This window comes from Kosakonia sp. S42 (genome assembly GCF_016624785.1).
In the GTDB taxonomy this organism is placed as follows: Bacteria; Pseudomonadota; Gammaproteobacteria; order Enterobacterales; family Enterobacteriaceae; genus Kosakonia; species Kosakonia cowanii.
This window is the reverse complement of sequence record NZ_JACVTW010000007.1, coordinates 39,892-63,324: the sequence shown is the minus strand read 5'-3', so window position 1 is coordinate 63,324 and position 23,433 is coordinate 39,892. Positions and strand designations below refer to the sequence as shown.

Annotated in this window: 22 protein-coding genes; 9 read left to right on the top strand and 13 right to left on the bottom strand. The window is 56.9% G+C overall.

All coding sequences use genetic code 11. From position 1 onward, the window contains the following. The 11 genes from IAE50_RS11050 to dnaA form a co-directional block, all read right to left on the bottom strand. The gene (locus tag IAE50_RS11050; protein WP_200580265.1) at positions 1–1,227 is read right to left on the bottom strand and encodes a DUF3748 domain-containing protein; all 1,227 of its coding nucleotides are present in this window, start codon (positions 1,225–1,227) and stop codon (positions 1–3) included. A gap of 51 nt (positions 1,228–1,278) precedes the next feature. After that, positions 1,279–2,616, bottom strand: coding sequence for an MFS transporter (locus IAE50_RS11045; protein WP_124966930.1), 1,338 nt, complete (start codon positions 2,614–2,616; stop codon positions 1,279–1,281). Positions 2,617–2,723: 107 nt separating this feature from the next. After that, on the bottom strand, positions 2,724–3,872 hold the full coding sequence (dgoD, locus tag IAE50_RS11040) for a galactonate dehydratase (protein ID WP_200135085.1): 1,149 nt from the start codon (positions 3,870–3,872) through the stop codon (positions 2,724–2,726). After that, a complete protein-coding gene (locus IAE50_RS11035; RefSeq protein WP_094422665.1) occupies positions 3,869–4,486 on the bottom strand; it encodes a 2-dehydro-3-deoxy-6-phosphogalactonate aldolase in 618 nt (205 codons plus the stop codon). Before IAE50_RS11035 ends, dgoD begins: the two co-directional genes overlap by 4 nt. Then, positions 4,470–5,348: a 2-dehydro-3-deoxygalactonokinase gene (locus IAE50_RS11030; protein WP_200135084.1), complete on the bottom strand. Its 879-nt coding sequence runs from the start codon at positions 5,346–5,348 to the stop codon at positions 4,470–4,472. Before IAE50_RS11030 ends, IAE50_RS11035 begins: the two co-directional genes overlap by 17 nt. After that, on the bottom strand, positions 5,345–6,034 hold the full coding sequence (gene dgoR / locus IAE50_RS11025) for a D-galactonate utilization transcriptional regulator DgoR (protein ID WP_042715123.1): 690 nt from the start codon (positions 6,032–6,034) through the stop codon (positions 5,345–5,347). Before dgoR ends, IAE50_RS11030 begins: the two co-directional genes overlap by 4 nt. A gap of 243 nt (positions 6,035–6,277) precedes the next feature. Beyond that, the gene (yidA, locus tag IAE50_RS11020; RefSeq protein WP_124966927.1) at positions 6,278–7,090 is read right to left on the bottom strand and encodes a sugar-phosphatase; all 813 of its coding nucleotides are present in this window, start codon (positions 7,088–7,090) and stop codon (positions 6,278–6,280) included. 127 nt (positions 7,091–7,217) lie between these two features. Beyond that, positions 7,218–9,632, bottom strand: a complete 2,415-nt coding sequence (gene gyrB / locus IAE50_RS11015; protein WP_054803534.1) for a DNA topoisomerase (ATP-hydrolyzing) subunit B — start codon at positions 9,630–9,632, stop codon at positions 7,218–7,220. 28 nt (positions 9,633–9,660) lie between these two features. Beyond that, complete coding sequence (gene recF, locus IAE50_RS11010) at positions 9,661–10,734, bottom strand: DNA replication/repair protein RecF (protein ID WP_042715128.1); 1,074 nt, start codon at positions 10,732–10,734, stop codon at positions 9,661–9,663. A 138-nt stretch (positions 10,735–10,872) separates the two neighbouring features. Next, positions 10,873–11,973, bottom strand: a complete 1,101-nt coding sequence (dnaN, locus tag IAE50_RS11005; RefSeq protein WP_042715130.1) for a DNA polymerase III subunit beta — start codon at positions 11,971–11,973, stop codon at positions 10,873–10,875. A gap of 4 nt (positions 11,974–11,977) precedes the next feature. After that, positions 11,978–13,375, bottom strand: a complete 1,398-nt coding sequence (dnaA, locus tag IAE50_RS11000; RefSeq protein WP_200580264.1) for a chromosomal replication initiator protein DnaA — start codon at positions 13,373–13,375, stop codon at positions 11,978–11,980. A gap of 603 nt (positions 13,376–13,978) precedes the next feature. Here dnaA and rpmH point away from each other — a divergent pair. The 6 genes from rpmH (at position 13,979) to IAE50_RS10970 (ending at position 18,872) form a co-directional block, all read left to right on the top strand. Beyond that, a complete protein-coding gene (rpmH, locus tag IAE50_RS10995) occupies positions 13,979–14,119 on the top strand; it encodes a 50S ribosomal protein L34 (RefSeq protein ID WP_000831330.1) in 141 nt (46 codons plus the stop codon). A 17-nt stretch (positions 14,120–14,136) separates the two neighbouring features. Next, positions 14,137–14,496 carry a ribonuclease P protein component gene (rnpA, locus tag IAE50_RS10990; protein WP_076769290.1) on the top strand — a complete coding sequence of 120 codons (360 nt, stop codon included), beginning with the start codon at positions 14,137–14,139 and terminating at the stop codon, positions 14,494–14,496. Beyond that, the gene (yidD, locus tag IAE50_RS10985; protein ID WP_076769289.1) at positions 14,460–14,717 is read left to right on the top strand and encodes a membrane protein insertion efficiency factor YidD; all 258 of its coding nucleotides are present in this window, start codon (positions 14,460–14,462) and stop codon (positions 14,715–14,717) included. Before rnpA ends, yidD begins: the two co-directional genes overlap by 37 nt. Before the next feature lie 2 nt (positions 14,718–14,719). Beyond that, positions 14,720–16,366, top strand: a complete 1,647-nt coding sequence (yidC, locus tag IAE50_RS10980; protein ID WP_200580263.1) for a membrane protein insertase YidC — start codon at positions 14,720–14,722, stop codon at positions 16,364–16,366. 193 nt (positions 16,367–16,559) lie between these two features. Then, a complete protein-coding gene (mnmE, locus tag IAE50_RS10975; protein WP_094422653.1) occupies positions 16,560–17,924 on the top strand; it encodes a tRNA uridine-5-carboxymethylaminomethyl(34) synthesis GTPase MnmE in 1,365 nt (454 codons plus the stop codon). A 210-nt stretch (positions 17,925–18,134) separates the two neighbouring features. After that, positions 18,135–18,872 (top strand): 4'-phosphopantetheinyl transferase superfamily protein, encoded by a 738-nt coding sequence (locus IAE50_RS10970; RefSeq protein WP_200135081.1) that lies wholly within the window; start codon positions 18,135–18,137, stop codon positions 18,870–18,872. A 53-nt stretch (positions 18,873–18,925) separates the two neighbouring features. On the opposite strand, the gene IAE50_RS10965 is transcribed toward IAE50_RS10970, so the two are convergent. Beyond that, positions 18,926–20,263 carry an NCS2 family permease gene (locus IAE50_RS10965; RefSeq protein ID WP_200135080.1) on the bottom strand — a complete coding sequence of 446 codons (1,338 nt, stop codon included), beginning with the start codon at positions 20,261–20,263 and terminating at the stop codon, positions 18,926–18,928. A 167-nt stretch (positions 20,264–20,430) separates the two neighbouring features. Here IAE50_RS10965 and yieH point away from each other — a divergent pair, with 167 nt between their 5' ends. The 3 genes from yieH to IAE50_RS10950 are packed head-to-tail and all read left to right on the top strand — an operon-like array spanning position 20,431 to position 22,639. After that, on the top strand, positions 20,431–21,096 hold the full coding sequence (yieH, locus tag IAE50_RS10960) for a 6-phosphogluconate phosphatase (protein WP_042714857.1): 666 nt from the start codon (positions 20,431–20,433) through the stop codon (positions 21,094–21,096). 25 nt (positions 21,097–21,121) lie between these two features. Beyond that, positions 21,122–21,709 (top strand): PF03691 family colicin E2 tolerance protein CbrC, encoded by a 588-nt coding sequence (gene cbrC, locus IAE50_RS10955; protein ID WP_042714856.1) that lies wholly within the window; start codon positions 21,122–21,124, stop codon positions 21,707–21,709. Positions 21,710–21,736: 27 nt separating this feature from the next. Beyond that, positions 21,737–22,639 (top strand): ADP-ribosylglycohydrolase family protein, encoded by a 903-nt coding sequence (locus IAE50_RS10950; protein WP_200580262.1) that lies wholly within the window; start codon positions 21,737–21,739, stop codon positions 22,637–22,639. Positions 22,640–22,677: 38 nt separating this feature from the next. Here the strand turns inward: IAE50_RS10950 and phoU are convergent, their stop codons facing one another. Next, on the bottom strand, positions 22,678–23,403 hold the full coding sequence (gene phoU, locus IAE50_RS10945; RefSeq protein ID WP_042714854.1) for a phosphate signaling complex protein PhoU: 726 nt from the start codon (positions 23,401–23,403) through the stop codon (positions 22,678–22,680). Between the last annotated feature and the right edge of the window lie 30 nt (positions 23,404–23,433).

Sequence of the window (23,433 nt, the reverse complement as noted above, 5' to 3'; positions counted from 1 at the left end):
TTAGTAACCGGTCTGCGTCATCCAGAGCTGGCGGAAACCGTCGGCCTCTTCCATCCAGGCTATCTGCTTACCATCCGGTGAGAAGACCACCGCATCCCCGGAAGGGGGGTTGGCGTGATCGGCCGTCAAAAAGGTTATCTCTCCGCTTAGTGCGTCGCACAGCGCAATGCGGTTATCCAGCACAAACCCCAGCGCCTCGCCAGAAGGGTGCCAGTTAAACGCCGACTGGATCCCCGTCTCGCTGTGGGTTAACTGCCGCGGCTCGCCGCCCGCCGGGCTGATTAACCAGAGCTGCACAACGCCGTTGTCGTCACGCATCAAAAAGGCAATCTCGCTCGCCTGCGGGTTGCTGCGCACCCAGTGGCGCGGCGTCGTAACCAGACCCGGATAGCGCCGGTGATGGGTGAAGGTGAGGCGCTGCTGCTGCACGCCTTTTGGCGGCGCGGGAAGCGTCTGCTCTGTACCGGCCAGCGGCGCATCGCCCGCGGTTTTCCAGCCCTGCTCATCAGCAGGAAGATCGACAATAAACAGCTCCGGCACTTTTTCGCCGCTGGCGGAGAGCGTATCGCCAATAAACGCCAGCCGCTGGTTGCCGACCCACCCCTCTTCATACGCACGGTTGATCTCATCACTGCCGGGCGCAGGCGTCGGCGTCGTGCGGCTCACCAGCACGCACCAGTGGCTGCCACCATATTCACGCGGATGGGTGCAGGGCGGCGTTACCGGGCCAAACGGCACCGCTACGCCAACGTTGCGCAGATCCAGCGCAGGGTCGCGCTCATGCATAACGTGATCGTTATAGGTAAAGCTAATGTTCTGCCCGTTCGGGCTAAAGACATGCACGTGCGAGCCGCCGCGCAGCGCGCCGGGCGTGTAGGGCGCGGTGATATCCAGCGCATCAAGATTGGTTGTGCGGCCCTGCCCGGTTATTACGCCGCGCCGATGGTGGAAATCGTACTGCCAGGCGGCATCGGGGTTTTCCGGGCCGTGAATAAACACATACTTCTGCGCTTCAGGATGAACGGTCACCACGCCGACATGCGCGCCATCCGTTGCGGTGTAGATCACCTCAACGTCGCCGGATTGGACGTTGACGCGTTCGATGGTTTTGCCGGTAAAGGAGGCGCCGGAGGGGCGCACATCGAACACCAGCCACTGGCTGTCCGCCGTCCAGGTGTTGATATTGGTCAGTTGATGATTGCGCGGGGCGAAGGTGAGCTGTTTCATGAAAGTACCCTGAAGCCATAAACAGGCCTCAGGGTATAAGATTGCGTGGCGTTAACCTACTCGCTTCACATCGCCGACCAGCAAAATGTAGGAGAGCGCGCCAATCAGCGCCACGGCGGAGATATAGACCAGCGCCGGGCCAAAGCCGTAATCCTGCGCCAGGTAGCCAATCACCAGCGGCACGGTAATGCCGCCCAGCCCGCCGACAAAGTTAAACACCCCGCCGGTGAGGCCAATCAGGCGCATCGGTGCCAGCGACGACACCAGCGACCAGGTGATCGAGGCAAAGCCGTTGCCGAAGAAGGCCAGCGCCATCAGCGTCATAATCCACACGGGATCGTTGGTGTAGTTCGCGCCCATAATGCAGGTGGAGATAAGCAGACCGCAGATAATCGGCGTTTTACGCGCAATCCCCAGCGAATAGCCCTTTTTCACCAGCGTATCGGCGACCCAGCCGGAGAGCAGCACGCCAAAGAAAGCGGCCAGGAACGGCACGGTGGTCATAAACCCGGCTTTCAGCGCGGTGATACCTTTCTCCTGCGTCAGGTAGTTCGGGAACCAGGTGAGGAAGAACCACAGCGTTGAGGTGACGGCGAACTGGCCGAGATAGACGCCAATCAGCTTGCGGTGGAACACCAGTTTCCACTCCGCTTTGGTCAGCGGCTGGCGCGCCTCTTTTTTCACCGGCGCATCGCCATCAATCAGGCCGCCGCCCGCTTTGATGTACTCCAGCTCCGCCTGGCTGATGTTTTTGGTCAGGCGCGGCGGCTGGTAGACCTTAATCCAGATCAGCGACCAGATAATGCCGATGCCGCCGGTGACGATAAACACCCAGTGCCAGCTTAGCAGCTCCTGGATCCAGATCAGCAGCGGGGTGAGAAAAGCCAGCCCGACAAACTGCCCGGAGGTGTAAAAACCGACCGCCGAAGCGCGCTCCTGCTCCGGGAACCAGCTGGTCACCATGCGGTTGTTGGTCGGGAAAGCGGGTGCTTCAAAAATGCCGGTAATCGCACGCAGGCCAATCAGCGACAGCAGGCCGCTGGCGAAACCCTGAAACAGCGTGGCGACCGACCAGCCAAAGATGGCGATGAAATAGGTAAGCCGTGAGCCGACACGGTCAAGAAACCAGCCGCCGGGGATCTGGCAGAGGGTATAGAGCCAGGCGAAGGCGGAAAAGACGTAGCCCATCTCCGCTTTGGTAATACCGAACTCCTCCTGAATATGGGCAGAGGCCACGGCCAGGTTGGCGCGGTCGACATAACAAATGACCACCGTGATAAAGATCATCAGCAGCGTCAAATAGCGGCGACGCCCTGTTTTTGCAGTCGTTACAGAAATATCCATAACTGTCTGTCTCCGGGTTTTGGGCATGGCGAAGCCGCTCACCATGCCCTGTTAAATACAGAGGGTGTAGGAAAAATTATTTTTGATGTTCTGAATGCGCTAAATAGTTTGTTTAACCGCCAACGCACCGGCGGCGCAAAATATGACGAGCATTACCACTCGGCGACGGTACCGTCCGCGTGCCGCCACACCGGGTTACGCCAGTCCGGCGCATTTTTGCTTAGCTCAATCACTTTCTCTTCGTTGATCTCTACGCCAAGGCCCGGCTTCATCAACGGTTTAAAGAAGCCGCCTTCCATATTGAAGTCCTCTTTGTTCTTCACGAAGTCGAGCAGTTCGGCACCTTTGTTGTAGTGAATGCCCATGCTCTGCTCCTGGAATACCGCATTGTGCGAGACGAAGTCGACATGCAGACAGGCAGCGAGCGCCACCGGGCCGAGCGGGCAGTGCGGAGCCAGCGCCACGTCGTACGCTTCCGCCATACCGGCAATTTTGTAGCACTCGGTGATGCCGCCCGCGTGGGAGAGATCCGGCTGCAAAATCGCAATGCCGCCCGCTTCCAGCACGCGTTTAAATTCGAAGCGCGAGAACATACGTTCACCGGCAGCAATCGGAATATGGGTTTGCGCGGCCAGGCGCGGGTAATACTCCGCCTGCTCGGCCAGCACCGGCTCTTCAATAAACAGCGGGCGATAGGGCTCCAGCTCTTTAATTAATACTTTCGCCATCGGCGCGCTGACGCGACCGTGGAAGTCGAGGCCAAACTCAATCTCGTTGCCAAACGCTTCGCGGATCTGCGCCACGGTATTGACCGCCGCATCGACTTTGCGCGAATCATCGATAATGCCTAACTCTTCGCAGCCGTTTAATTTAAAGGTGTCGAAGCCAATGGTGCGCAGGGTTTTGATGCCATCAATCACTTCTGCCGGGCGGTCGCCGCCGACCCAGCTGTAGGCCTTGATTTTGTCGCGCACCAGGCCGCCCATCAGCTGCCACACCGGCGCATTGAGCACTTTGCCTTTGATATCCCACAGCGCCTGGTCAATCCCGGCGATGGCGCTCATCAGGATCGGGCCGCCACGATAGAAACCCGCGCGGTACATCACCTGCCACAAATCGTTGATACGGGAGGGATCCTGGCCAATCAGGTAGTCGCCAAGCTCATGCACCGCCGCTTCAACGGTACGCGCACGCCCTTCGATCACCGGCTCGCCCCAGCCGACCACGCCTTCATCGGTTTCGATTTTTAAGAACATCCAGCGCGGCGGTAAGCGGTAAGTCGTCAGTTTGGTTATCTTCATTGCACAGCCTCTTGATACGCGTTAACAAATGCTTTCGCCTGCTCGATGGTGCGGCTTACCGGCTGCCCGGCGCGATAGAGATCGCTGCCCAGCCCGGCGCCAACGCAGCCTGCCTGTAGCCACAGGTGCAGGTTTTCCGGCGTGACGCCGCCGACGGCAAACACCGGTACGTCCGCTGGCAGAACCGCTTTCAGCGCTTTGATGTAATCGGGGCCAAAGGCGGAGGAGGGGAAAATTTTCAGCGCCTGCGCACCGGCTTCAAGCGCAGTGAAGGCTTCGCTGGCGGTGGCGCAGCCCGGGCAGACGGTCATGCCGTGGCTGACCGCGCGGCGGATCACCTCCGGCTGCGTATTTGGCGTGACAATCAGTTTGCAGCCCATCTCCGCCAGCCGATCGACCTGCTCCGGTTTCAGCACCGTACCGCCGCCGATCAGCGCGCGATCGCCGAAGTTCGCTACGATATCGCCAATGCTGGTCTCCCAGTCGGGTGAGTTGAGCGGGATTTCGACGGCGTCGAAACCTGCGTCGAGTATGGCGGCGACGTGCTCGCGCGCCTCATCCGGGGTGATGCCACGTAAAATGGCGATCAGCGGAAGTTTAGTTTGCCACTGCATGGGCAATCCTCCTGATACCTGCCTGAAATGCCGTGTCGCCATCCAGCGTGTTTACCACCCGCCCGATAGCACGAAACGCGCGCTGATAGCGGGCGGAGAGGGATGGGCTGGCGACCAGCGTGATTGCCTGCGAACCGGCGAAGCGGGCGTTCATGGTCGCCACCTCACCGCCAATCAGCAGGCCCGAAAGGAATTCGCTCACCTGTTCGCGCGCAAGGGTGCCCAGCACATGGGCGGCGCGAACTTCAAAAAGCTGCGGCAGGATCTCAGGTGACGCGAGGCCGCGCGTCAGGCCTGCGTCGAAGGCATCATCACTGGCGGTTTGCTCCGGCAACCCTGCGCCCACCAGCGAGTGGCGCAGCAGGAGATGATGCAGTTCACCGGTCATTACGGTGCGAAAATCACGAATCTGATACTCATCAGCCTCGACCCATTTGCAGTGGGTGCCGGGCATCACATACAACGAAGCGGGGGCAAGCTCGCTGGCACCGAGCAGCTGAGTCTCTTCGCCGCGCATCACGTTGTGATTGTCATCGCTGGAGACGCACAGGCCGGGGATGATCCAGACACGCTCTTTTACCTGGGTCAGCTGCTCACCGATGCCGTCAAGCGTAGTCGGGCAGGGCAGATAGGGGGCGATTTTCCAGCCCGCATTGCTGCCGACCATGCCCGCCATTACCACCGGCGTGGTCTCGCTGCTCCAGCCCTCGGTCACTTCTGCTAACACCGCTTCGGGGGATCGGCCATTAAGTCGGGTCACACCCGCCTCAGACTGCCTGCTCTCCAGGCAAACGCTATCCTGAAAGTGCCAGGCGCGTAAGTTGGTGGATCCCCAGTCGATTGCGATGTAGCGAGCTGTCATGTAATTTCCTTCAACCTTCGTGTTGAGCTGGCGATCATGGTGAGCGCCGCCTGCTCTGCCGCTGTGCTGTCCTGATGCCGGATCGCATCGAACAGCGCCTTATGTTCCTGGAGGGTTTTCGGCATGTTCGCCTCATCCCCCATCCAGGTCCGTTCAAATACCGCCCGTTGCAGTGAGCTAATCGCCACACTCAACTGTTGCAGCACCGGGTTGTGCACCGATTGCAACACCGCTTCGTGATAGCGGATATCGGCCTCGTTAAAGGCGTCCCGGTCCTGGTTATTGGCGATCATGTCGTTGAGCGCCGACTCAATATTTGCCAGGTCGCTGGAAGTGGCGCGTTCCGCCGCCCAGCGGGCGATGGCCGGTTCCACCAGGTTTCGCACTTCACTCATCGCGCTGATTAAGCGCGGGTCGTAGTCATGCTCCAGCACCCATTGCAGCACCTCAGTATCGAGGTAGTTCCACTGGTTACGCGGGGCGACAAACGCGCCGCGATAACGCTTCATTTCAATCAGCCGCTTTGCCATCAGCGCGCGGTAGACCTCGCGGATGATGTTGCGCGAGGTTTCAAACTCTTCGCACAGCTCAGCTTCGGCGGGTAACGCCGAACCGGGGACATATTTGCCGCTGATAATCTGGCGGCCCAGCGAGACGATAATGCGGTCGGTTTTATTCATGGTCATAACGCGTCCTTAGCAACGGTTTCTCTGCCACTACTTTATCGCCTCTGCCGCAATTTCCCTCAACATTGAAGTACAAATATGCTGACTTCCCCGCAAGAGATGTCGCAATCGTAGTACAATCACTTTGTGTTGTACTACAATTTGGATCACAAAAACGACAATTGGTAAGCAAATTGTTATCAGAACGGCGCGCGGGGCAAAAAAAACCCGCGCAGAGCGCGGGTCGGGGAGAGTGGGACAGGTTTAGTTGAGGGCGAACTTCTCGATCGCGTAAGCAACGCCATCTTCGAGGTTGGTTTTGGTGACAAAATCTGCCGCCTCTTTCACCGACGGAATAGCGTTTTCCATCGCCACGCCAACGCCTGCGAACTCAATCATGGCGATATCATTTTCCTGATCGCCAATCGCCATAATCTCTTCCGGCTTGATGTTTAACACATCGGCAAGGGCTTTAACGCCGGTGCCTTTAGTGACGCTTTTATGCAGGATTTCCAGGAAGTAGGGCGCGCTTTTCAGCACCGTATACTTCTCTTTCACCTCTTGCGGAATGCGGGCGATCGCCTGGTCGAGGATCGTCGGCTCATCAATCATCATCACTTTCAGGAACTGGGTCTGCGGATCCATCTTCTCCGCTTCACAGAAGACCAGCGGAATAGTGGCGACAAAAGATTCATGCACGGTATAGGGGCTGATATCGCGGTTTGCGGTGTAGAGCGTGTTGCGATCCAGCGCGTGGAAGTGCGAGCCGACCTCGCGGGAGAGTTGCTCCAGATAGAGGTAATCGTCATAGCTCAGCGTAGTTTGCGCCACGGTACTGCCGTCGCTGGCATTCTGCACCAGCGCGCCGTTATAGGTAATGCAGTAGTCACCTTCCCGCTCCATATGCAGCTCTTTCATATAGCTGTGTACGCCAGCGTAAGGGCGTCCGGTGGTCAGCACGACATTGATGCCGCGTTCGCGCGCGGCGGCAATCGCATTTTTTACCGCAGGAGAGATAGTGTGGTCGGGCAGCAGCAGCGTGCCGTCCATATCGATTGCAATAAGTTTGATAGCCATGAGATCCCCAGATGAGAAGTGTTTGACCTCATGCTAACGCGATTCCGCTCAAAAAACAGCAGCGCGCCGGGGAGAAAAGGGGGAGAGAAAGGGGGATACGGGATCCCCCTTTTAATGCAGGATTACCTTAGATATCGATATTCGCCGCTTTCAGGGCGTTCTCTTCGATAAAGGCGCGGCGCGGTTCAACGGCATCGCCCATTAAGGTAGTGAAGAGCTGATCGGCTGCAATCGCATCTTTCACGGTAACGCGCAGCATGCGGCGGCTTTCCGGATCCATGGTGGTTTCCCACAGCTGATCCGGGTTCATCTCGCCGAGGCCTTTATAACGCTGAATGGAGAGACCGCGACGGGACTCTTTCACCAGCCACTCCAGCGCCTGCTCAAAGCTGGTCACCGGCTGGCGGCGTTCGCCACGCTCGATATAGGCATCTTCTTCAATCAGGCCGCGCAGCTTCTCGCCGAGCGTGCAGAGACGACGGTATTCACCGCCGGTCACAAACTCGTGATCGAGCGGATAATCGGTATCCACACCGTGGGTGCGCACGCGAATAATCGGCTCGAACTGGCTCAGCTCGCTGTTCACCCGGACATCATATTTCCAGGTGCTGCCGTGGGCTTCATTCTCATTCAGCACGGTAATCAGCTGAGAGACCCACTGCGTAACCGCGCGCTCATCGGCGAGATCCGCTTCTGCCAGCGTCGGCTGATAGACCAGCTCTTTCAGCAGCGCGCGCGGGAAGCGACGCTCCATGCGGCCAATCATCTTCTGCGCAGCGTTGTATTCGGACACCATTTTCTCCAGCGCTTCACCCTGCAGCGCAGGCGCGCCTTCGGTGGTGTGCAGCGTTGCGCCGTCGAGCGCGATAGAGATCTGATACTGATCCATCGCCTCGTCATCCTTGATGTACTGCTCCTGCTTGCCTTTCTTCACTTTGTAGAGCGGCGGCTGCGCGATGTAGACGTGGCCACGCTCAACGATTTCCGGCATCTGACGGTAGAAGAAGGTCAACAGCAGCGTACGGATGTGCGAACCATCGACGTCCGCATCGGTCATGATGATGATGCTGTGGTAGCGCAGTTTATCCGGGTTGTACTCGTCGCGACCGATGCCACAGCCGAGCGCGGTGATAAGCGTCGCCACTTCCTGAGAGGAGAGCATCTTGTCGAAACGCGCTTTCTCGACGTTGAGGATTTTACCTTTCAACGGCAGGATCGCCTGGTTCTTACGGTTACGGCCCTGTTTGGCAGAACCGCCCGCCGAGTCCCCTTCCACTAAGTAGAGTTCGGACAGCGCCGGGTCACGCTCCTGGCAATCCGCCAGTTTGCCTGGCAGACCAGCCAGATCCAGCGCGCCTTTACGGCGGGTCATTTCACGTGCTTTACGCGCCGCTTCACGGGCACGTGCAGCATCAATGATTTTGCCGACGACGATTTTGGCATCAGCCGGGTTTTCCAGCAGGTATTCGGCCAGCAGTTCGTTCATCTGCTGTTCCACCGCCGATTTCACCTCAGAGGAGACCAGTTTATCTTTGGTCTGTGAGGAGAATTTCGGGTCCGGCACTTTTACCGATACCACCGCAATCAGGCCTTCACGGGCATCATCACCGGTGGCGCTGACTTTGGCTTTCTTGCTGTAACCCTCTTTATCCATATAGGCGTTCAGCGTACGGGTCATCGCCGCGCGGAAGCCTGCAAGGTGGGTACCGCCGTCGCGCTGCGGAATGTTGTTGGTAAAGCAGTAGATATTTTCCTGGAAACCGTCGTTCCACTGCAGCGCTACTTCAACGCCGATACCGTCTTTTTCGGTGGAGAAGTAGAAGATATTCGGGTGGATCGGCGTTTTGTTTTTGTTGAGGTACTCGACAAACGCCCTGATGCCGCCTTCATAGTGGAAGTGGTCTTCTTTGCCGTCGCGCTTGTCGCGCAGGCGAATTGACACGCCGGAGTTCAGGAAGGAGAGCTCACGCAGGCGTTTCGCCAGAATTTCATATTCAAATTCAATGACGTTGGTGAAGGTTTCGTAGCTCGGCCAGAAACGCACCATGGTACCGGTTTTTTCCGTTTCGCCCGTCACTTCCAGCGGAGCCTGCGGCACGCCGTGAGTGTAGATCTGACGGTGAACTTTGTTATCGCGCTGGATAACCAGCTCCAGTTTCTGCGACAGGGCGTTTACTACTGAAACGCCAACGCCGTGCAGACCGCCGGAGACTTTATAGGAGTTATCGTCGAACTTACCGCCCGCATGCAGTACGGTCATGATCACTTCCGCGGCAGAAACGCCCTCTTCCGGGTGAATACCGGTCGGAATACCACGCCCATCATCCTGTACGGAGACAGAGTTATCGCTGTGAATGGTGACGATAATGTCTTTACAGTACCCTGCGAGCGCTTCGTCGATAGCGTTATCTACTACCTCGAATACCATGTGGTGCAGACCGGTGCCGTCATCCGTATCGCCGATATACATACCCGGGCGCTTACGCACTGCATCCAGCCCTTTGAGGACTTTGATACTGGAGGAGTCATAAGAATTCGACATCAACGTTTCTCGCTCATTTCAACTTGGGTTAATCGGCTATTTTACCCTTTTCCACGGTGAACATCTTCGAATTTTTGTCCGACATGTCCATAACGTGTTCAGCGCTGATGGCGCTGACGAAAACCTGTGACTGGGTGGCTTTTAACCGGCTGGCTAACAGCCCGCGCTTTTCGTCATCAAGCTCCGAGGCAAAATCATCTATCAGGTATAAACAGCGTCGCCCGCTTTCACGCGTTAAGAACTCCCCCTGCGCCAGGCGCAGCGCGCACATCAGGAGTTTTAACTGTCCGCGCGAAAGGGTGTCTTCAACGGGCGCGCCATCCGCACGAATGCGGAAATCCGCTTTATGCGGGCCGTGCGCGGTGTAAGTGAGCATGCGGTCGCGCTCAAAACTGCGCGCCAGCACCTCTTCATAATCGGTCTCTTTCTCCCAGCCGCGCTGGAAAGAGAAGGTCAGGGAAAATTCCGGTAAGAACTGCCGGCAGGTGTCGGCCATATCTTCCGCGATAGCGGCGCTGTACTCCGCGCGCCAGCGGCTGATCTGCTCGGCGAGCGGCACCAGCTCTTTGTCCCACGGACGCAGCTGGCCGTAATGGCTCACCTGGCGTAAAGCGGCGTTGCGCTGTTTTAACAGGCGCTTGAGATTGCTCCAGGCGGTAAAAAAGCCGCTTTCGTTGTGGAAGCATCCCCAGTCGAGAAAGGCACGACGGTATTTCGGGCCGCCGTTAAGCAGGGTAAACCCTTCGGGCGTAATAAGCTGCATCGGCATCAGCAGCGCCAGCTCTGCCACTTTATGGCCGTCGGTGCCGTCGATGCGCACTTTGCTGTCGCCGAGCTTATCTTTGGTCAGGCCAATGGCGATTTCGCGTGATTCGGCCTGCAAACGCCCGTGCAGGACAAACGCCTCCTGCTCATGGCGAATAACGCGACCAATTTGCAGGCTGCGAAACGCCCGGCCATGCCCGAGGGTGTAGATCGCCTCCAGCACGCTGGTCTTCCCGCTGCCGTTAGCGCCCACCAGAAAATTAAAGCCAGGGGAGAGCGCGAGATCCGCGCTTTCGATATTGCGGAAATCTTTTATCAGTAAGCGGGTTAGCGACATGATTCACTCATTACCAGGGCGTATCGTCGCAGTTAGCCTGTCAACAGCCAGCGCGCAGCAACCGCAGCGTACTGAAGTACGTGAAGATTGCGGGCGCTGCCCGAAGCCAGAGTAACCAGAAAGATAGCCCGCTATTTTCTACAACCGCATTGGCATAACGACATAGGCTGCGCTCTGGCTCGCCGCGTCTTCAATCTGCACGCTGGAAACGGAATCGGTCAGCAGAATGCGCACGTTCTCGCACTTCAGCGCGTTCAGCACATCAAGCACGTAGCTGACGTTAAAGCCGATCTCCATTTCGCTACCGCCGTAGGTGACATCGAGAAACTCTTCCGCTTCTTCCTGCTCCGGGTTATTGGCGGTGATTTTGATCTGGTTCTCGCTGACGTAGAGGCGCACACCGCGGAACTTCTCGTTAGAGAGGATCGCCGCACGGGCAAAAGCCTGCTTCAGCGAATCGCAGCCCGCTTCCAGCGTTTTGTCCGGGTTTTTTGGCAATACGCGGCGATAATCCGGGAAACGACCATCTACCAGCTTCGACGTGAAGATAAAGTCGCCGACGTGGGCGCGAATGTTATTGCTGCCGATCTGCACGCGCAGCGGCGTATCGCCACCGTCGAGCATACGCATCAGCTCAATCACCCCTTTACGCGGCACGATCACCGAATGGTTCGGCAATGTTTGCCCAATCGGCATCGAGCAGACGGCAAGACGGTGGCCGTCGGTAGCAACGGTACGCAGCTCTTCACCTTCGGTTTCAAACAGCATGCCGTTTAAGTAGTAACGGACGTCCTGGTGTGCCATCGAGAACTGCGTCGCTTCGATCAGGCGCTTCATGGTGGCCTGCGGCAGCGTAAACTCCACTTCGCTTTGCCAGTCATCCAGGTTAGGGAAATCTGCTGCGGGCAGGGTTGAGAGGGAGAAACGGCTGCGCCCGGAACGGATCAGCATGCGCTCACCCTCCAGCTGCATCGCAATTTCCGCCCCTTCCGGCAGGCCGCGACAGATGTCGAAGAATTTACGTGCCGGTACGGTTGTCGCGCCCTGTTCATGGGGCTGGACAAGCGCCACGCGGGCAACCATCTCCATTTCAAGATCGGTGCCGGTCAGCGAAAGCGCGCCGTCGGTAACCTGAAGCAGCAGATTACCGAGAATAGGCAACGTCGGGCGTCCGCCCAGCGGGCCGCTAACTTGTTGCAGCGGCTTTAATAAGTGTTCACGTTCAACGGTAAATTTCATAGCGTCACGAAGAGAGAGTTCGGATTAAATTGGAAAAATCTTCTTTGATATCATGGCTTTCTTCACGCAACTGCTCAATCTTACGGCAGGCATGCAGTACGGTGGTGTGGTCACGGCCGCCAAAGGCATCGCCGATTTCCGGCAGGCTGTGGTTGGTCAGCTCTTTCGCCAGCGCCATCGCCATCTGGCGCGGGCGGGCAACGGAACGGGAGCGTCGCTTCGACAGCAGATCTGCCACCTTAATCTTGTAATACTCCGCCACCGTCTTCTGAATATTGTCGATGGTGACCAGCTTCTCCTGCAGCGCCAGCAGATCGCGCAGCGCTTCGCGCACGAAATCAATGGTGATGGCGCGCCCGGTAAAGTTGGCGTTGGCGATAACGCGGTTCAGTGCCCCTTCCAGCTCACGCACGTTGGAGCGCAGGCGCTTGGCAATAAAGAAGGCCACTTCGCCCGGCAGACGGATATCGTTCTCGTCGGCCTTTTTCATCAGGATCGCAACGCGGGTTTCCAGCTCCGGCGGCTCGATCGCCACGGTCAGCCCCCAGCCGAAGCGGGATTTGAGACGATCCTCAACACCATTGATCTCTTTCGGATAACGATCCGAGGTGAGAATGATCTGCTGATTGCCTTCCAGCAGGGCGTTAAAGGTGTGGAAGAACTCTTCCTGGGATCGCTCTTTATTGGCAAAGAATTGAATATCATCGATCAGCAGGGCGTCAACGGAGCGGTAGTAGCGTTTAAACTCTTCGATCGCATTGTTTTGCAGGGCTTTTACCATGTCCTGGACAAAGCGTTCGGAGTGCATATACACCACTTTGGCATTCGGCTTACGCGCCACAATGCCGTTACCCACCGCGTGCAGCAGGTGCGTTTTACCGAGACCCGTGCCGCCATATAAAAAGAGCGGGTTGTAAGCGCCGCCGGGGTTATCTGCCACCTGACGGGCCGCCGCGCGGGCCAGCTGGTTCGACTTACCTTCGACGAAGTTATCAAAGGTGTGTTTGACGTTGACGTTTGAGCGGTAGGTCGGTTCCGCCGGGGCGGGCACGTTGTCCCAGCCTGAACGGGCGACAGGCGCGGCGCGCGGAATCACGATCTGCGCCGCCTGAGCGGGCGCAGCCACGGTGGCAGGCTCTCTCATTGTCTGGTTGGCCGGACGAGCGCCCACTTCAAAACGCAGCTGTGGCGCATCCGCCCCGCAAAATTCATTAAGCAGACCGTTGATATTATTAAGGTATTTGTCTCTTACCCAATCAAGCACAAAACGGTTTGGCGCATACAAAGCCAGCGTGTTGTCACTCAGTTCCGCCTGCAACGGGCGGATCCACATACTAAATTCAGTGGCTGGTAACTCATCCTGCAATCGGGCAAGACACTGCTGCCAAAGCGAAAGTGACACGGCGGACTCCACTCGAACGTAAATCGATAAATAGTAAAGACAGAGACATTAATCTTTTTTGACACACATCGATAAGACCCAGCGGGGTGATGTGCGAACCGCTGTTTACGGTTTTTGCCCCAGAGCGATCGTGGATCGCGATCGGGACCGCGGATCATAGCGTAAACCGCCGAAGAGATCTTCTGTTTCTCACAGATTCTTCACGATTTATCCACAGGCCGATCCGGAACGCGCTAAGTGTAAACGATCCAGGCGCGGGTGCGGGAAGATTTAGGCCGCATATTGGAAAATTAAATGGTTTTCGCCGAATAATCCCATAAACGATCTAAGGAAGATCCAGGCGGATCCTTGCGCTTTGCCATTTGCCCCGTATAATTCTGCCCCCGGCGCGTCTTACTCTTTTCAGGCGCCGGAAGCCGCTTAGTTTTTGCGCAGATCTGTGCAAAAATACGTGCGCTATAAGGAAAGAGAATTGACTCCGGAGTGTACAATTATTACAATCCGGCCTCTTTAATTACCCATGGCTTGCGCGCCGGTCGTTCGATATTCGTTCGGGCATACGCAAAAGTCAGTGAATTTATTCAAGTTTAGGTAGAAATCGCCATGAAACGCACTTTTCAACCGTCTGTACTGAAGCGCAACCGTTCTCACGGCTTCCGTGCTCGTATGGCTACTAAAAATGGTCGCCAGGTTCTGGCTCGTCGTCGCGCTAAAGGCCGCGCACGTCTGACCGTTTCCAAGTAATAAAAGCTAACCCCTGAGTGGTTAAGCTCGCTTTTCCCAGGGAGTTACGTTTGTTAACTCCCACTCATTTCACATTCGTCTTCCAGCAGCCACAACGGGCTGGCACGCCGCAAATCACCATCCTCGGCCGCCTGAATTCGCTGGGGCATCCCCGTATCGGTCTTACCGTCGCCAAGAAAAATGTCAAACGCGCACATGAACGCAATCGGATTAAACGTCTGACGCGTGAAAGTTTTCGTTTGCACCAACATGACCTGCCGGCCATGGATTTTGTGGTGGTGGCAAAGAAAGGGGTTGCCGACCTCGATAACCGTGCTCTCACGGAAGCGTTGGAAAAATTATGGCGCCGCCATTGTCGCCAGGCTCAAGGGTCCTGATAGCCCTTATACGGGTCTACCAACGCCTGATTAGTCCGCTACTCGGGCCGCACTGCCGTTTCACCCCTACCTGTTCTCACTATGGAATTGAGGCCTTGCGCAGGTTTGGGGTGTTAAAAGGCAGTTGGTTGACAGTGAAACGCGTATTAAAATGCCACCCTTTACATCCGGGTGGCGACGATCCCGTCCCGCCAGGACCTTCTAAAACCAGAGAACACTAACGATGGATTCGCAACGCAATCTTTTTATCATCGCTTTGTTGTTCGTGTCTTTCATGATCTGGCAAACGTGGGAGAAGGAACAAAATCCTCCTCCGGCGCAGCAGCAGACCACGCAGACTACGACCACCGCAGCGGGTAACGCAGCCGACCAGAGCGTTCCGGCCAGTGGCCAGGGGAAACTGATTACGGTTAAAACCGACGTGCTTGAGCTGACCATCAACACCCGTGGTGGTGATGTTGAGCAGGCACTGCTCCCGACGTACCCGAAAGAGCTGGGTGCGACCGAGCCGTTCCAGTTACTGGAAACCACGCCTGAGTTTGTCTACCAGGCGCAGAGCGGTCTGACCGGCCAGAACGGCCCGGACAACCCGGCTAACGGCCCACGCCCGCTGTATAACGTCGATAAAGATGCGTTTGTACTGGCAGAAGGCCAGAACGAGCTGGCGATTCCGCTGACCTATACCGATGCGGCAGGCAACACCTTCACCAAAACCTTCACCCTGAAACGCGGTGAATATGCGGTGAACGTTGGCTACAGCGTGAAAAACGCCGGTACAACACCGCTGCAGGTGGCTACCTTTGGTCAACTGAAGCAGACCATCAAACTCCCTTCTCACCGCGATACCGGCAGCAGCAACTTTGCGCTGCACACGTTCCGCGGCGCGGCGTACTCCACGCCGGACACCAAGTATGAGAAGTACAAGTTTGACACCATCGCCGATGACGAAAACCTGAACGTCAGCTCGAAAGGCGGCTGGGTTGCGATGCTGCAACAATATTTCGCCACGGCGTGGATCCCACGTAACGACGGCGCGAATAACTTCTACACCGCGAATCTGGGCAACGGCGTTGCGGCAATCGGCTACAAATCTCAGCCGATTACCATCGCAGCGGGCCAGACTGGCTTACTGAACAGCACCCTGTGGGTCGGCCCGGAGATTCAGGACAAGATGGCCGCTGCGGCGCCACACCTGGATCTGACCGTGGATTACGGCTGGTTGTGGTTCATCTCTCAGCCGCTGTTTAAGCTGCTGAAATGGATCCACAGCTTCCTCGGCAACTGGGGCTTCTCTATCATCGCGATCACCTTCATCGTGCGCGGCATCATGTACCCGCTGACCAAAGCGCAGTACACCTCGATGGCGAAAATGCGCATGCTGCAGCCGAAGATTCAGGCTATGCGTGAGCGTCTGGGCGATGATAAGCAGCGTATGAGCCAGGAAATGATGGCGATGTACAAAGCGGAGAAAGTGAACCCGCTGGGCGGCTGCTTCCCGCTGCTGATCCAGATGCCAATCTTCCTTGCGCTCTACTACATGCTGATGGGCTCCGTTGAGCTGCGCCATGCGCCGTTCGCGCTGTGGATCCACGATCTCTCTGCGCAAGACCCGTACTACATCCTGCCGATCCTGATGGGCGTAACGATGTTCTTCATTCAGAAGATGTCGCCGACCACCGTGACCGACCCGATGCAGCAGAAGATCATGACCTTTATGCCGGTCATCTTCACGGTGTTCTTCCTGTGGTTCCCGTCAGGTCTGGTGCTGTACTACATCGTCAGCAACCTGGTAACCATTCTGCAGCAGCAGCTGATTTACCGTGGTCTGGAGAAACGTGGTCTCCATAGCCGCGAGAAGAAAAGCTCTTAATACGCGTCATTCTTTAAGCTGCATGTGCGTTGGCTGCACTTGCTCCCCCCAGTCGTTTACTGATGTAAACTTCTGGGGACTCACAAGCTTGCCGCCTTCCTGCAACTTAAATTATTTTGCGTATTACTGGTAAGATTCAGACAAGGCGGTCAACTGACCGCCTTTCTTATTTTGAGATTTTGGAAAATAAACCATGAGCCATAACGACACTATCGTCGCCCAGGCAACCCCACCGGGACGCGGTGGTGTGGGCATCCTGCGTATCTCCGGCCTGAAAGCGCGCGACGTCGCGCAGGCGGTGCTGGGCAAGCTGCCGAAACCGCGTTATGCCGACTATCTTGCGTTTCAGGACGCCGATGGCAGCGCGCTGGACCAGGGCATTGCGCTGTGGTTCCCCGGCCCCAACTCTTTTACCGGTGAAGATGTACTGGAACTACAGGGCCACGGCGGCCCGGTGATCCTCGATCTGCTGTTAAAGCGTATTCTGACGCTGCCCGGGCTGCGTATCGCTAAACCGGGCGAGTTCTCTGAACGCGCGTTTCTCAATGACAAGCTCGACCTGGCGCAGGCAGAAGCGATTGCCGACCTGATTGACGCCAGCTCCGAGCAGGCCGCGCGTTCGGCGCTCAACTCTTTGCAGGGCGCGTTTTCAGCCCGCGTTAATCATCTGGTGGAAGCACTCACTCACCTGCGCATCTACGTCGAAGCGGCAATCGACTTCCCGGACGAGGAGATCGACTTTCTCTCCGACGGCAAAATCGAAGCGCAGCTTAATGATGTGATAAGCGATCTCGATGCGGTGCGTGCCGAAGCGCGCCAGGGCAGCCTGCTGCGTGAAGGGATGAAAGTGGTGATTGCCGGGCGTCCAAACGCCGGGAAGTCGAGCCTGCTTAACGCGCTGGCTGGTCGCGAAGCGGCGATCGTCACCGATATCGCTGGTACCACGCGCGATGTGCTACGTGAACATATCCATATCGACGGGATGCCGCTGCACATTATTGATACCGCCGGGCTGCGCGAAGCCAGCGACGAAGTAGAGCGCATCGGGATTGAGCGCGCCTGGCAGGAGATCGAACAGGCGGACCGCGTGCTGTTTATGGTTGACGGCACCACCACCGACGCCGTCGATCCGGCGGATATCTGGCCTGATTTTATCGCCCGTTTACCGGCGAAATTGCCAATTACCGTGGTGCGCAATAAAGCAGACGTCACCGGAGAACAGCCGGGTATCAGCGAAGTGAACAATCACTCACTTGTTCGCCTCTCTGCGCGTACCAACGAAGGGGTGGACGTGCTGCGTCAGCATCTCAAGCAGAGCATGGGTTTCGACACCAGCATGGAGGGCGGCTTCCTTGCGCGTCGTCGTCACCTGCAGGCGCTGGAAATGGCGGCTGAGCATCTGCAACAGGGCAAAGCGCAGCTACTGGGTGCCTGGGCGGGCGAGCTGCTCGCAGAGGAGCTGCGCCTGGCGCAGCAGAGCCTGAGCGAGATCACCGGCGAGTTTACTTCTGATGACCTGCTGGGCAGGATTTTCTCCAGCTTCTGTATTGGTAAATAATCCCTCATCCCACGGCTGGCGGGCGTTTTAGCGCTCGTTAGCCGTCATTTCATCACTTTTTCCGAAAGTGTTCCCTATTGACGAAAGAAAGTGTAAATATCACGCCTTAGGACTTTTCAGATGGGACTTTTCGCATTAAAACCTATTCATCACAGGCGATAATGTCGATTGTCGATTTGATTCACGCAGCCCATTATCACGGAGCGAAAAATGGCGACACACTTTGCAAGAGGGATCCTTTCAGAAGGCCATCTTGTCTCGACCCGGCTCCCTCAGGCGTGCCTTGATGCCGCAGGGCAGCTACCGGAACATCGCCGCTCCCGTTATATCGCTTCCCGGGCGCTGCTCGCAGAGATGATGTTTATGCTTTATGGCATCAGCGAACTGCCGGAGATGGTGGTTGAGGAGAGCGGACGACCGCGCTTCGCCGACAGCAGCCTGCCGAGCTTTTCACTGGCCTACGCCGGGAATTTGGTTGGCGTTGCCATCACGACCGAAGGCGAGTGCGGCCTTGATATGGAGCTACAGCGCGCGACGCGCAGCTTCCATAGCCCGCACGGGCATAAATATACCTTCAGCAACAATGAGCAGTTGTGGATAAACAACCAGAACGATGCCAGTGAAGCGCAAACGCAGCTGTTAACGCTGCGCCAGAGCGTGATGAAGCTGATTCACCAGATGCAGGACGACCCGATGCAGCTCCAGCTGCTGCCCGGCTCCGGGCGGCTTCGCGTCACGCGCCATGCGCAGGTAGAAGTGATGTGCGATGCCGAAGATGTGCTGATTTGGTCAGTTGCGGTCGCGCCTGCGATTGAGAGCCTGCGCATCTGGGAGTTCGATAGCCAGAAAGGGTGGCACTACCTGACTGATGTGCTGACCCGCGCCAACGATCCGGCTTCCCGCCTGATGCGTTTCACCAGCCTGCCCGCCGAAAAAGCGTTGATCTGAATAAGTGTTGGGATAAGGCTTTCCCTCCCCCAAATTGGGAGAGGGAGAAGGGATTAATGCGCGTCGATAAAGACGATTTTCAGCAGGAACAGCAGCGCCACGATCACCACGCACGGGCTAAGCTCACGCAGACGTCCGGTACCGATTTTCATCACGCAGTAGGAGATAAAGCCAAGTGCGATCCCCTCGGTGATGGAGAAGCTGAACGGCATCATCACGGCGGTAATAAACGCCGGCACCGCTTCGGTGAGATCGTCCCACTTCACACGCGCCAGGCTTGAGGTCATCAGCACCCCAACGTAAATCAGCGCGCCCGCAGCCGCGTAACCCGGCACCATTCCCGCCAGCGGCGAGAGGAAGATCACCAGCAGGAACAGCAAACCCACGACTACCGCCGTCAGGCCGGTACGCCCACCAACCGAGACACCCGAAGAGGATTCAATGTAGGCGGTAACCGACGAGGTACCGAAGAAGGAGCCGGTAACAGAGGAGATACTGTCAACGTAAAGCGCCTGCTTCATGCGCGGGAATTTGCCCTTCTCATCCACCAGCCCGGCTTTGTCGGTCACACCGATCAGCGTCCCGGAGGAGTCGAACAGGTTCACCAGCATAAACGAGAAGATCACGCCCGCAAGGCCGAGGTTAAAGGAGCCGGCGAGATCGACATTGCCTACCACCGACATCACGCTTGGCGGCTTAGAGATAATCCCGTGGTACTGCACATCGCCCAGCAGCCAGCCCAGAAGCGTGGTCACAACGATTGAGACCAGCACCGCGGCGTGAATATTGCGCGAGGCCAGAATGGCGATGATAAAGAAACCAAGCACGCCCAGCAGCACGCTGTGCGACGTCAGATTACCAATGCTGACCAGCGTCTCTTTATTGGCGACAATCACGCCCGCGTTCTTCAGGCCCATCATGCCGATAAACAGGCCGATCCCGCTGGTGATGCCAACGCGCAGGCTCATCGGGATATTGGCAATCATCCAGTAACGTACGCGGAAAATGGTCAGCAACAGCAGACCGACCGCACCCCAGAAGATCGCGCCCATACCGACCTGCCAGGAGAGCCCCATCGCGCCAACCACCACAAAGGCGAAGAAGGCGTTCAATCCCATTGCCGGAGCCAACGCGACCGGCAGGTTAGCCACCAGACCCATCAGGATGCTGCCGAACGCAGCAATCAGACAGGTGGTGACAAAAACTGCGCTGGTATCCATTCCGGCGACGCCTAAAATTTGCGGGTTAACGAAAACGATGTAGACCATCGTTAAAAACGTCGTGAAGCCGGCGATCACTTCGGTGCGCGCCGTTGTGCCGTGGTCACGCAGTTTGAACACGCGGTCAAGCAACCCCGGGCGAGAGGCCTGGGAAGTCTGTTGTTGGCTCATTATCAATTTCCGGAATAGGAGGGAAAATTCGTCGCTATCCTATACCAAAATGAGGCAGTATTGACGGTTATCACGCACTTTTTTTCATTGAATTTGCTTATACGGCAACGATTGCGTCCCGCAATCTGCGTTAAGTAATCGTTAAACTTGTAATCACAGGAAATGGCATGTCCCACATTGAAGCGATCTTTTTCGACTGTGACGGCACCCTGGTCGATAGCGAAGTAATCTGTTCCCGCGCATACGTTCATATGTTTCAAACCGTTGGCATTACGCTGGATCTCGAAGAGGTCTTTAAGCGTTTCAAAGGCATGAAACTGTATGAAATTATTGATGTTATCGGCGAAGAGCACGGTAAAGCGCTGGATAAAGCGCTACTCGAGCCGGTTTATCGCGCCGAAGTAGCGCGTCTGTTCGACAGCGAGCTGGAGGTGATTCCGGGTGCCAGCGCACTGCTTGACGCCGTTAGCGTTCCCATGTGCGTGGTCTCTAACGGGCCAGTGAGCAAAATGCAACACTCATTAGGTAAACTTGGGATGTTGCACCACTTTCCGGAAAAACTGTTCAGTGGCTATGACATCCAGCGCTGGAAGCCCGATCCAGCGTTAATGTACCATGCAGCAGAGGTACTCGATGTCTCGCCGGAGAAGTGCATTCTGGTGGATGATTCCGCCGCCGGAGCGCAATCTGGCATTGCGGCAGGGATGGAAGTCTTTTACTTCTGCGCCGACCCGCATAACGTACCTATCGATCACCCAAAAGTGACGACATTTACTGACTTAGCACAGCTGCCAGCATTGTGGCGCGCTCGCGGGTGGTCTGTTACGCGCTAACTTACCTACAAAACAGGATGTTTTTATGGACCAGAATAATCGCCCTCTCCCGGTATTCAAATACCATCCACAGCCCCTGGAAACGGGCGTCTTCTCTGAAGGCAAAACCGTGACCTGCGCCTGTTGCTCACAGCCAACAGACGTCTACTACACCAACCCGTTCTTTACTGCGGAAGATGTCGATACGCTCTGCCCGTGGTGCATTGCCGATGGCTCAGCAGCAGAGAAATTCAACGGCACATTTCAGGATGATTGCAGCCTTGAAGGTGTCGAAGGGGAGTTTGATGATGAGGGCGAATTTACCGGCTTTAGCAGTTCGTGGCCGGAAGCTACCGTTGCTGAGTTGACGCAACGCACACCCGGCTATTGCGGCTGGCAGCAGGAGCACTGGCTGGCGCACTGCAATGATTTCTGCGCCTTTATTGGTTACGTTGGCTGGAAAGAGATAGCCGACAAGCTGGATCAGTTTGCCGATCTGGACGCCGATTGCCGGGCCTTTGGTATGGATATCAACAAACTACAGGAGTATCTGCGCGACGGCGGCGACTGTCAGGGCTACCTCTTCCGCTGCCTCCACTGCGGGAAGCTGCGTCTGTGGGCAGATTTCTCCTGACGACTTGCCCGAAATAAGGAATAAATGATGTCGGATTTACTTGCGCGTTATCAGGGGTGTCTGCTCGGCCTCGCGGCCGGAGATGCGGTTGGCACAACGGTAGAGTTCAGTCCCAGAGAGAGCTTTACCCCGGTCACCGATATGGTCGGCGGCGGCCCGTTTCATTTAAAAGCCGGGCAGTGGACGGATGACACCTCCATGGCGCTCTGCCTCGCGCACAGCCTGATCGCCTGTAAAGGGTTTGATGCGACCGATCAGATGAACCGCTATCTGAACTGGTGGAAGTGGGGCTATTTAAGCTCCACGGGGACCTGTTTTGATATCGGGATGACTGTCTCATCCGCGCTGCAGCGCTTTGCGCACGACGGCGAGCCCTTTGCCGGCTCGAGCGATCCGCGCACGGCGGGCAACGGTTCATTGATGCGGCTGGCGCCGGTGGTGCTCTGGTACTATCCGGATGTGCCAAAGGCGCTGGAGTATGCAGAAGCCTCATCGCGGACGACGCACGCCGCGCCAGAAGCGCTGGCCAGCTGTCGTCTCTTCGCGCAGATGCTTATCAATGCGCTGCAGGGTAAGAGTAAATCCGACACGCTGACAGATATTGCGCAGCTGCCGGAACAGGCTAATCTGCGCCAGATCGCCGAAGGGCATTACCGGCAGAAATCGCGTGCGGAGGTGTTCGGCACCGGTTACTGCGTGCAAAGCCTGGAGGCGGCGCTTTGGTGCTTCGCCCACGGGGAGAGTTTCGAAGAGACGATCCTGCTGGCGACCAACCTTGGCGACGATGCGGATACCACAGCGGCGATTGCCGGGCAGCTGGCTGGTGCCTGGTACGGCGTGGAGGGGATCCCGCACCGCTGGCGGGAGAAGCTGTGGCAATGCGATGAGCTCGCAACGCTTGCCGGTCAGCTACTCAGTAAGTCAGCGTGAAGCAAAACCCCCTCATCACGAGGGGGTTTTTATTGTGCTTACTCTTTCGGATCTTTCCCGGCGAGCAGCTTGTCCAGCTCGTCGCCGCCAACGTGGCGGAAATCCTGGCCTTTAACGAAGTAGAAGATGTACTCGCAGATGTTCTGGCAGCGGTCGCCGATACGCTCGATAGAGCGGGCGCAGAAGAGGGCGGTCAACACGCTCGGAATAGTGCGGGAGTCTTCCATCATGTAGGTCATCAGCTGACGCACAATGCCTTCATACTCCTGATCCACCTTCTTATCTTCGCGATAGACGCGCACCGCTTCGTCAATGTCCATGCGCGCAAAGGCGTCCAGCACATCATGCAGCATCTGCACGGTATGGCGTCCTAACGACTCAAGGCTGACGAGCAGCGGCTGGTGCTGCTGGGAGAACTTCTCCAGCGCCGTACGGCAGATTTTATCCGCCACGTCGCCAATACGCTCCAGTTCGGCGATGGTTTTGATGATCGCCATCACCAGGCGTAAATCGCTCGCCGTCGGCTGACGCTTGGCGATAATGCGCACGCAGGCCTCATCGATGGCGACTTCCATCATATTGACCTGCTTATCCCCTTCAACAACGCGCTTTGCCAGCTCGCTGTCCTGGTTATGCATCGCAGTGATCGCATCCGAGAGCTGCTGCTCTACCATTCCACCCATCGTCATGACCTGAGTGCGAATACTTTCCAGCTCAGCGTTAAACTGCCCGGAAATATGTTTGTTAAGGTTCAGATTGTCCATGGTGCACTCCAAATGCCCGACAAATTTCAC